The sequence below is a fragment of the Desulfovibrionales bacterium genome, assembly GCA_028715605.1.
Taxonomy (GTDB): Bacteria; Desulfobacterota; QYQD01; order QYQD01; family QYQD01; genus QYQD01.
In genome coordinates, this window is the sequence record JAQURM010000006.1 from 116971 (window position 1) to 125178 (window position 8208).

The 8208-nt window shown below is 48.6% G+C and carries 5 protein-coding genes and 1 tRNA gene; 2 read left to right on the plus strand and 4 right to left on the minus strand.

Features of this window, described 5'->3' with window-relative positions:
- Positions 1-34 precede the first annotated feature (34 nt).
- Positions 35-1378: a sigma-54 dependent transcriptional regulator gene (locus PHT49_08115; protein MDD5451840.1), complete on the minus strand. Its 1344-nt coding sequence runs from the start codon at positions 1376-1378 to the stop codon at positions 35-37.
- Positions 1368-2450 carry an ATP-binding protein gene (locus tag PHT49_08120; protein ID MDD5451841.1) on the minus strand — a complete coding sequence of 361 codons (1083 nt, stop codon included), beginning with the start codon at positions 2448-2450 and terminating at the stop codon, positions 1368-1370. The genes PHT49_08115 and PHT49_08120 overlap by 11 nt, the downstream gene beginning before the upstream one ends.
- Positions 2451-2938: 488 nt before the next feature.
- Between PHT49_08120 and PHT49_08125 the strand changes: the two genes are divergently transcribed.
- A tRNA-Pro gene (locus tag PHT49_08125) sits at positions 2939-3015 on the plus strand.
- A 659-nt stretch (positions 3016-3674) separates the two neighbouring features.
- Here PHT49_08125 and PHT49_08130 read toward each other — a convergent pair.
- Positions 3675-5018 (minus strand): amidohydrolase, encoded by a 1344-nt coding sequence (locus tag PHT49_08130; protein ID MDD5451842.1) that lies wholly within the window; start codon positions 5016-5018, stop codon positions 3675-3677.
- A gap of 98 nt (positions 5019-5116) precedes the next feature.
- Entirely contained in the window at positions 5117-5950 is an 834-nt protein-coding gene (locus PHT49_08135) for a purine-nucleoside phosphorylase (GenBank protein MDD5451843.1), read from the minus strand.
- 581 nt (positions 5951-6531) lie between these two features.
- On the opposite strand from PHT49_08135, the gene PHT49_08140 reads away from it, so the two are divergent.
- Positions 6532-7563: a hypothetical protein gene (locus PHT49_08140; protein MDD5451844.1), complete on the plus strand. Its 1032-nt coding sequence runs from the start codon at positions 6532-6534 to the stop codon at positions 7561-7563.
- Positions 7564-8208 lie beyond the last annotated feature (645 nt).

Consider the following 8208-nt stretch of genomic DNA (forward strand, 5'->3'; position numbering starts at 1 on the left):
ACAAATTGGGCTCCGACCTTTAACAGCCCTGACCTTAATCAGACAGGCCGTAGCGTTTTATCTTCTCGCGGAGGGTCTTACGATCAATGCCCAGCGCCCTGGCTACCTCGGACTTGTTTCCTTTATAGCGATGCAATACGTGCGCAATATGATTGCGCTCCATATCGGAAAGGGCGTAAGAACCGGCAGAGAGTGACGGGCTGGAACCCGGCAATCCGGCATACATAAAATCATGGACGTCCAGAGTCGGCTTTTCGGTCAGGATAACCACACGTTCGAGCGTGTTTTCCAACTCCCGCACATTACCCGGCCAATTATGGTTCATCAATGACTGCAATGCCTCATCAGATATGGAAAGGCCGTCTCTTTTATACTTGGCGCCAAGTCTTTCCAGAAAATACAGGACCAATACCGGGATATCCTCCTTACGCTCGCGAAGAGGAAGGAGATATACGGGCATGACGTTCAGGCGGAAAAAAAGGTCCTCGCGAAATGCCCCGCGCTGGATGGCCCCATCGAGATTCTTGTTCGTAGCCGCGATAATACGGACATCTACTTTAATGGAACGATGGCTGCCGACCTTGGATATGGTCTTCTCTTCTACGGCCTTGAGCAGCTTGGCCTGGACATCCAGGCTGATATTGGCGATTTCATCAAAAAAGATAGTGCCGCCTTGCGCCAGCTCGAATTTGCCGATCTTGGTAGCCTCTGCACCGGTAAAGGAGCCTTTGACGTGCCCGAAGAGTTCGCTCTCAAAAAGGGTTTCCACCAGTGTTCCGCAATCCACGGCCACAAAGGGATTTTTACTGCGCTGGCTCATCTCATGGATCTGCCTGGCCACCAGTCCCTTTCCGGTTCCGCTCTCACCGGTTATAAGTACGGTGCTGTCCGTCGGCGCTATTAGTTCCATCATACGGATGATCTTGGACATCGCCTTGCCTTGATAGACAATGCGGGGCGTACCCTCTTTACTCTTAAGCTCCTGCTTCAGATAAATATTCTCCATGGCCAGGCGCCTGGTATCCATGGCCCGTTTTACCAGTATGCGAAGCTCGTCCGGTTCAAAGGGCTTTGGGAAAAAGTCATAGGCCCCGGCCTTCATGGCCTCTACCGCCAAAGGTATAGTGCCAAAGCCGGAAATAACAATTACCACCGCCTGCGGGTCCTGCTCCTTGATCTGGTTAAGCACCTCCATGCCGCCCATGTCCGGCATCCTCATATCCAGTAGAACCAGATCAAAGGAAGACTCTTCAAATGCCTTCAGACCGGACCGGCCGGTGGCAGCCGTGACCACCTCATAACCTTCCCTGGAAAGGGCATGGTAGCAGCCGTCGCGGATGGCCTCGTCATCGTCGATAATTAGTATCTTACCGCGCATCCTCATGGTTATCTTTTCCTGCCGGCAGTTGGATGATAAATGTCGTGTCCTCTCCTGGCCTGGAGTTGATCTGAATCGATCCCCCGTGCTTCCGGATGATTCCATGGCTGATGGAAAGGCCCAGTCCAGTCCCCTTGCCACGTTTTTTCGTCGTAAAGAAGGGCTCAAATATCTTATTCAGGTTTTTCTTGCTTATACCCGGCCCGGTATCTTTAAAGTACATGAAAAAGTTAGACTCTTCCTTCGAATATCCGGTCTCAATCGTTAAGGTCCCCTGCCCTTCCATGGCCTCCGCCGCATTAATCATCATATTTAAGGCCACCTGCTCCAGATTGCTGCGATTTCCCCATACCCGGGGCAGATTCTCGCCCAGCTTCATCTCTACGCGAACCGGCCTGAAGAGGATGTGGTCACGAATCAGGTCAAACATATCGAGGATAACCTGGTTGATATTCACCCACTCCCTTTCGGCCGTGTCACTGCGGCCAAAATCAAGGAGCCCGCGCACAATCATACGACAACGGGTCGCTAATCTGGAAATCTTCTCCAGACGCTGGGCCTGGGCATCGCCTTCAGGCAGGTCTTCCAGGGCCAGTTTCGCGTACATCAGTATGCCGCCCAGGGGATTATTAATCTCATGCGCCAGCTCTGCGGAAAGCTTACCCATGGCCGCAAGCCGCTCCAGATGTAGGAGCTGTTTCTCCAGCCTCTTGCGTTCACTGAAATCCCTGACAATCCCCTCATAGCCGACGACCTCACCCCTTCCATCCCTTATGGCATTACCAGTCAAAGAGACGGATATCTTGCCGCCATCCTTTTTTCTGAGGGTGAGTTCATAATTACGTATAAAACCTTCCTGCTCGATCCTTTTTCTAAAATCTTTCTCATCCTGCGGATAGTAAGATAACCGATGAATTGACCCCACGGCCAGGAGTTCCTGAGGTGAGGCATATCCAAGCAGGCCGGCGCCATGGGGATTTACAGCCAGCAATCGACCCTCCCGGTCCGCTATAAAAAGCATCTCCCGGGCATTCTCAAAAAAATGCTGGAAACTTTTATCAGAAATCTCCATCGGATCTATTCCATCGGTCAGCTTTGGGCTTTCGACCTATAGTGCAAAGCCGAAAACGGGTATCTCACAGATGGACACTATCTAATAACAAACAGGGTAAAAGTCAACTTTAACCGCTTTAAGTTAGCAGTCGAGCACAGGCAACCACGGTTATAAGCGTTTAAACTGGAGCTTCCTGACTTTTTAGAGAATTCCTATGTTTCTGAGCGAAACTTGCTGGAGCAGTCCGCCTGAGGCGGATCGAGGGATAGCGGGAAGGGGAAAGTCCGCCTTAGGCGGAAAGGGGCAAACGTTCCCCGCCTGCGACTCCCGAAAGGGTCGCTGCGCAAGCCGTGAAGCGAAGAGACGAGGGGTTCCCTAAAGAAACGCAGAATTGCCGGTAGATTATAGTATTATGAGAATACTTCTTAAAAAAATCAGAGAACTCCAGGCGCTTAAAAACTTGACACCTTCTTGCCCAGGTGTTAAATAATGCTCACGGTAAAAATCGGGACGTAGCGCAGCTTGGTAGCGCACCTGAATGGGGTTCAGGGGGCCGGAGGTTCAAATCCTCTCGTCCCGACCAGATTTTTCGAAAAGCGGCCTATCTGATGGATAGGCCGCTTTCTTTTTGTGCTTTCAGGGGTTGGCTATCTCTGGCTGGATGTCCGGCCTACGGTCGGCCTAAGGCCGAGCCTTAGCCTTGGGCTCGAACAGGAGACAGGATATTCCTGAGCTTGCTTGCACTACTGCCGACGGGAATTCCTGGCTTTTGAAATTCATGGCCCGACACCCATGCGGGAAGTTTTTATCCCAGGTCACATAATAGTGCTTGCACTTATGGCAGTCGATCATATTTCAGAATACGGAATTCAGGAGCCAGAAGTCAGAAAACATTCGAACGACTCGAACAATTAGAACGCCTGTAAGACGTTAGGTGTTTGAAACAGTCCTACATTCAGAAAAGGCTATTAATCTGGAACTCACAACCCCATGAAAAGAAGATACAAAAATCTCACTTCAATTTGGAACTCATGAACTCATGAAAAACAGAGCAACCAGAGGCCGAACTGTTGAAAATCAATTTCTCAAAAATACTTTCCTGATTTCCTGAGTTCCTGATTAAAACGCCTTCCTGAATTCCTGATTTGATATGTTTCTTTGCACTTTTTATCATGCATTTTCAAAACGCTAAATTGTTACGAACGCTTGAAGGCCAATTACTGATCGCCGGGAGGGGTATAGTCAGGCGTGGCCGAGACATGACCTGATATTCTGACCGATCTCCCGAACCCTGGATAATACCTCTCCTTCGTTTACAGTCTTGATAATCCCGTTCTCCATGATGACCCGGCCGTTTATCACCGAAGAAATCACATCCGCGCCGTTTACGGCATAGACCAGGTGCGAGTACAGGTTATAGACCGGCGTCAGATGGGGCTTATTCATATCTATAACAATGATGTCCGCCTTCTTGCCGACCTCGATACTTCCGATCTTTCTACCGGACCTGAGAACCCTTGCTCCATTAGTAGTAGCCATGTGCACCGCCGTTCTGGCATCTATAACCGTGGGATCCAGGCAATAGACCTTGTGCAGTTTGGCCATGGTGTCTATCTCCTGAAAAAGGTCCAGGTTATTGTTACTGGCGCACCCATCCGTGCCTATGCCTACGGTTATGCCCGCTTCCAGGAGCTGCGGCACCGGCGCCACCCCCGAGGCCAGTTTCATGTTGCTCTCCGGGCAATGGACGACCTTTACCCTGTTCTCAGCCAATGCCTCTATATCCGCCTTATCCAACACTACACAATGGTTGGCCACCAGATGCTCATCCAGAAGCCCCAGTTCCTTCAGATGAATGACCGGTGAATGCCTGTACCGGGCCCGGATAGCCTCTACTTCGCTTTTGGTCTCAGCCAGGTGGATAACGATAGGCACGTCGTATAGCACAGCCAGGTCTTTGGCCCGCTGAAGGAGGTCCGGCGAACAGGTATAGGTGGCATGGGGATCGATGGTAATAGAGATAAGAGGGTGTCCCTTCCACTTGAGAATGAGTTCTTCTGTATATTTGAAGCCGTTTTCCAGTTCGCCGTAATTGGGCGAAGGAAAATCAAATAATCCCTCGCCGATCCAGGCCCGGAGACCGGCCTTGGCCGCGGCCTGAGCCACCTGATCCGTAAAGAGGTACATATCACAAAAGGTGGTGGTTCCGGAGCGTATCATCTCCACACAAGCCAGAAGGGTTGCCCAATAGACCACATCCGCGTTCATCTTACGCTCGGCCGGAAAGATATAATCATTGAGCCAGGTCATAAGGGGCAGGTCATCGGCCAACCCCCGGAAGCAGGTCATGGCCGCGTGGGTATGGCAGTTGATAAGACCGGGCATAATCACCCCGCCCCGGGCCTCCAGTACACGCCCTGCCTTTACTGAACCGGCAATTAGCGGCCCCGGACCCACGGCAATAATGCTGTCATCCTTTATAGCCACGGCCCCGTCTTCAATAATTTCCCCGTCGGGATTAAGGGTAAGTACCGTACCCCCGCTAATGACCAGGTCAGCCGCTATTTTATCGTTACCACCGCTCATATAGTTTCCCTTCATGTATTGTTAAGTATTGTCAAAAATAAACCACAGAGGACGCAGAGTTTTTAAAATTTAAAATTCTTTTTCTCTGCGCTCTGTGGTTAATCTTTCATGGCCTTGAGCAGTCTCGAAACCAGAAGGACAAGGTTTGGCTCCGCCTTACCGGCAGTAGCAATAACATCTTCTAAATGGATAGGCTGCATACACTCAGGGAGATTCACATTGGCAATGACAGAGACGGCAAAGACCTTGATCCCGGCGTGGTTGGCTGCTATAACCTCCGGCACCGTGGACATGCCGACCGCATCCGCGCCGATCATGCGCAAAAAACGGGTCTCGGCCGGGGTCTCCAGGCTGGGGCCGGAAACCGCCACATAGACGCCCTTTTGTACGGGGAGGCCGGATGCCAGGGCCACCTCCTCCGCCTTAGCACAGAGAGCCCGATCATAAGGCACCGACATATCCGGAAAGCGCACCCCCCACTCATCCACATTGGGTCCGCTTAAAGGATTTACTCCCATGAGATTGATGTGGTCACGGATAATCATGAGGTCTCCGGGCTTAAAGACCGGATTTAGTCCTCCGGCGGCGTTTGACAAGATCAATGTCCTGACGCCCAGGGCGGCCAGTACCCGCACCGGAAAGGTGACCTCCTCCAGAGAGTAGCCCTCGTAAAAATGGAAACGCCCCTGAAAGGCCAGGACCGCCTGGCCGCCCAGATGCCCGGTTATCAACTGCCCGGCATGGCTCTCCACGGTAGATTCAGGAAAATGCGGGATGTCATGGTATGGGATGATCTTGTGCTTCTCAATCCGGTCCGCCAGACCGCCTAAGCCGGTTCCCAGAATAATACCGACTGTGGGCTTTAAATCCAGACCATCCGCTAAAAAGCGTGCAGCCTTCTCAATTTTTTTACGGTATTCAGATACGGTCACGGCAGTGCATGTCCCTCCGTAATGCAATATTGAAAATTTACCGCTCGAAGATACGCCGAAGGCGTGAGAGGCCGCCAAGAACGCTGAGATAACATATTTAATGGTTTACAGTTTTTCTCTGCGAACTCTGCCTGGAATCTTATAAGGACATAAATGTAGCCAATATCACCAGGGAAAGCAACTGCAAATAGGGAGTGTATAATGTTTCTTTTCAGGAACTATGCGCTTGGACAACGGATAAACTTCAAACATTACACCAGGCCTCTAGAGACATACAGATTCAGAAACATTATAGTACCGAATAGTACCGAACCAGACCTGCCCTCCTGCCAATAACGATGCCCATCCTGATGTTTTCTTTGGCCAGGCTGTCTCAAAATTCTCCATACCCATACTATTTCATCTTGGAATATCCATCAATTCCTGATATAAAATCAAACAATATAATTATACTGAGCCGATAATTTTCCAAATAACAACGTGGCGTGCGCGGTTCAGTTCAACTATACTTTTTACGGTCGGCTTCGCGCCGTAAAAACTCTTATTCGTTAGCATATCTGATTGAGCAAAAAGGAGGATCAATGCGCCACTTAATCATGATTAATTTTTTATTCGTGCAAATGCTAGTGATATCCTTGGCATTTACGCCTATAGACGCGCAGGCACAATCCAAAGAGAACAAAGCCCTTCAGATTAAAATACAAAGGATAGAAGATAATGTTTCAGAAATACGACGCGATCAATTGAACTATAAAATCGAAAAGGATTTACTGAAAGAAACATTTTCATCAAATTATCAAACCATCAATATTGTCCTTGCTATCGTTCTTGGTATCTTCTCAATAATTGGTTTTTTGGGAATTAGAGATATAGGCGCCCTTAGAAAAGAGTTTGTAAGTGAGTTAGAGCGTCTAAATGGTCTAAGAAAAGATTTTCAAATCAAGGCAACTCGAATAGGCGAAGAACAAGAAAAGGTCAAAGCTGAGTACATAGAAATTATAAAAACCAATGAAGAACAAAATAAGAGAATTAAGATATTAGAATTACAGGAAAAAATATCATCATTAATAAAAAGCAACAACTATCGGCGTGCGCTTGAATACTCGGCTGTTGCATTGGATTTATCTCCTGATGATCCCGTGTTATTGGAACAAAAAGCAATTTGCTTATGGAGAACAAATGACCTCGCTGGTGCCGCTGCCATATATACTAAAATGTTTAATATTGACCCCGCAGAAACAGGTAACTTGACTAATCTCCTTGAAGTGCTTCTCATATCCAATAGAATTGCTGAATATGAACCGCTAGTCAAAAAACATGCACAACAATTGGAAGTCCGACCAGATGCTGCATATCTAATCTCATATTTCGAAGCATTAAAATATTATCAATTGGATGAATTGGCTAAAATGAAGTCTGCTGTAAAAGAAACTTTAGAAAGATGCAGCCCAGGCACTTCAAAAAGATTAGAATGGAACTTTTCTGATGTTAATAGATATCTTGCTAATAAACCGGAAGATGAAAAGAAGGCCTTATTATTATTATTGATTAACGTTCTACAGGGTAAGGCTGACCGCGATGACACCTTAAAAAAGTTATCTGCTTCGCACTGACCCATTAGGCAACCGATGGTCGCGGTAGGAATGCCCGTTACCAAACACCCCCCGCACAGATCCCAGTGAGCGGATTTCCCGCACTGGGCTCCTGCCTCAGGTAATGACGCCAAAGCGCTGTAAAAGATATGGATGACAAATGCGAGGTAGCGGAATCCATTTGTTGATTAGGCGCTGCATTCGGTCCCATAGCAGATTGTGCTTTTGACTGCGGCGCCTTAGGACCTTCAACCATCGCAAGCAGATTTCCTTTCGGAAAGCAGCGATGGAAGGTCCATTTCCGGGCACACCATAATACCTGATGTGACCGCCAACAACCGACCTCAAATACGCACCCTGCTCAGGGATCGGGTCATGCATGCGATGCTGAAGTTCGGAATAGACGTCCTTCAGCTTCATCTGCCACTTCTTCCGTGCCGTTCTGCGAAGCACCGTGAAATGCCCATTCCTGGTTTTCCCGCAGATATGCGTGAAACCAAGAAAATTGAACGTCTCCGGTTTCCCCTGTGTAAGGGATGTGGGGACAATCCTATATCCTCCTGTCAAGCGAAAAATGAAAAGAATATAAAATCAGCCTGTTACCGGTGGTTATAAATTCTGGGCATACGACTGCTACAAATCCTCAAGGATTTTTGGCAAAATTAC